Source organism: Streptomyces sp. NPDC005141 (assembly GCF_053599975.1).
This window is the reverse complement of record NZ_JBSFYW010000154.1, coordinates 1-1,918: the sequence shown is the minus strand read 5'-3', so window position 1 is coordinate 1,918 and position 1,918 is coordinate 1. Positions and strand designations below refer to the sequence as shown.

The window sequence follows — 1,918 nt, the reverse complement described above, 5'->3', positions numbered from 1 at the left end:
CTCTGCGCGGGGTGCGGCGGGGCCTTTTGTTGTGCGCGGGGGTTTTTGGTTTGTGGGGGGGCCCCCCCGCGGCGGGGGGGCCCCCCCCCACTTCATGAACAGCGGTCAGGAGAACGGGTCGGTCAGAAGAAAGTAAGACGATCAGACGAACAAGTCGGTCAGGAGAACGGAACGGCCGGGAGGACAACGCGGCCGGAGGAACTCAGGACGACGGTATTCCCGACTGCTCCTCTTCCTTCCGCCACGAGTCCACCAGCGCCAGCGCCTCGTCGACGCTTTCCGACACGGACACGGTGAGGCTGACCCCGGTGAGGTCCAGAATCCGTCGCACGGCCGGTGTGGGAGCGATGACGTGGACGCTGCCCGCCGTCTTGCGGGCTTCCTGGTAACTCCGCAGGACGACGTTCATGCCGGAGGAGTCCATGAACGGAACGGCCGAGAAGTCGAGCAGGAACCGGCGGCGTCCGTGATGGAACTGGTTCGCCAGATGATGCTGCAACTCTGTCGCCGTATCGATGTCGAGCGAGCCTTCGACGGTCAGCAGGGCGACGTCGTCCCGGGGCAGGGTGACATCGATGGACAACGGATTCGGGTCTCCGGGCACGGATACCTCCCACATGGGCAACGGGTAGGACGGCTGGCTACCCCGATTGTTCGGTTCGACGCATACGGCCGCGGTGAAGGCCGGGCGGTCCGCGCTACTCGCCACGATGTCGCCAGTACCAGACCACGCCCACGACGAAGGAGCACAGGAAGAAGAGGGGCAGGATCAGGCCTGGGATGCGGGCCGCCGTCATGACGGGGATCCGACAGGAGAACAGGCCCATGGGGACCAGGTGTTGGCCATTTCACTCCGCTTTCGACGAGCTGCCGGCCACCGGAGCGCGCGACGACGGGACGCCCGACGGCGGCCGCGGCCAGGTGGCTGGGGCTCAATGATGGCGGGAAGGTCGGGCGGCGGACCCGGCCGGGAGTGGCCGGATGCGTGTGCGAGGTCATCCGGCGGGAGCAGCCGCGACGCCATGGCACGGATCGATCCCGGCGACGCCGGTCAACGGCGTCCGCGCAGCTTGCCGAACAGTCGCTGCGCCTGGGCCCGGCGACGCGGATCCGCCGCCGCGCGCCGTATCTCCTCGGCGGTGCGCTGTCCTCGGGGACTCCTGGCGAACTGCTTGAGGCGCTCCACCATTCCTGGCATGACGATCCTTCCGGTGCGGGGTGACGGGCTTCCTGCACGCCCCGCCTACCCCGTGACCGCCGGGTCAGGCCCGGCGCGCACACGCCGTCGAGGGCGCTCCCGGCGCGGTCGGGGAGCCTTCGCGCTCCGGGTGGCCCGTCGTGCGCCCATCATTCGAACGGCTGAACTGCCTTGTCGGCTCCCGCTCGTTCTCCTGCTGTGAGCATCGTCGAGGCGGAGATGAGGAATCGATGAGCCGACACAGCAAGGGCCGTAGGCACCGCAAGGTGAACATGACGCCGCGTCCGGTCGGACCGAGGAGATCACCGCGCCCAGTGCAGGAGCAGGCGGCCACGGGTGACACACGGGTGGCACGGGCCAAGTCCCCGATCCCCGAGCAGAACAACAGCGGGGAAAGGGTCGGCGTCGTCTCCAGAAAGGTGAGCGAAAGCGGCCTGAGCCGCCACGCCGTGCGTACCTGGCAGCGCTTGGCGGAAGCCGGCTCCGGTGGAGTCGACGTCGCTGAGCTCAGTGAGGCCGTGGGGTTCCAGTGCTCCACCGTGCTCGGGCACCTGAAGGGCCTGGCCCAACTCGGCCTGGCCGAGGATCACGAGAGCGGGTGGCGGGCGACCGGCCCGGTGGACGGCGCGGTGGCGCCTGAAGGGGTACGGGCTTCCTTGGAGACCATGTCCTAGGGCGGTCCGACGACGAGGGGTGGGGGGGGCCGGGGGGGGGGCGGGG

The 1,918-nt window shown here is 69.3% G+C and carries 3 protein-coding genes; 1 reads left to right on the top strand and 2 read right to left on the bottom strand.

The features are described from left to right. Positions 1 to 202: 202 nt before the first annotated feature. Together ACWD68_RS41785 and ACWD68_RS41780 are read right to left on the bottom strand one after the other, a co-directional pair. Positions 203 to 604 (bottom strand): STAS domain-containing protein, encoded by a 402-nt coding sequence (locus ACWD68_RS41785; protein WP_451811702.1) that lies wholly within the window; start codon positions 602 to 604, stop codon positions 203 to 205. Between the two features lie 447 nt (positions 605 to 1,051). Then, complete coding sequence (locus ACWD68_RS41780) at positions 1,052 to 1,198, bottom strand: hypothetical protein (RefSeq protein ID WP_451811701.1); 147 nt, start codon at positions 1,196 to 1,198, stop codon at positions 1,052 to 1,054. Between the two features lie 314 nt (positions 1,199 to 1,512). Here ACWD68_RS41780 and ACWD68_RS41775 point away from each other — a divergent pair, with 314 nt between their 5' ends. Next, positions 1,513 to 1,872: a hypothetical protein gene (locus ACWD68_RS41775; RefSeq protein ID WP_451811700.1), complete on the top strand. Its 360-nt coding sequence runs from the start codon at positions 1,513 to 1,515 to the stop codon at positions 1,870 to 1,872. Positions 1,873 to 1,918: the final 46 nt, after the last annotated feature.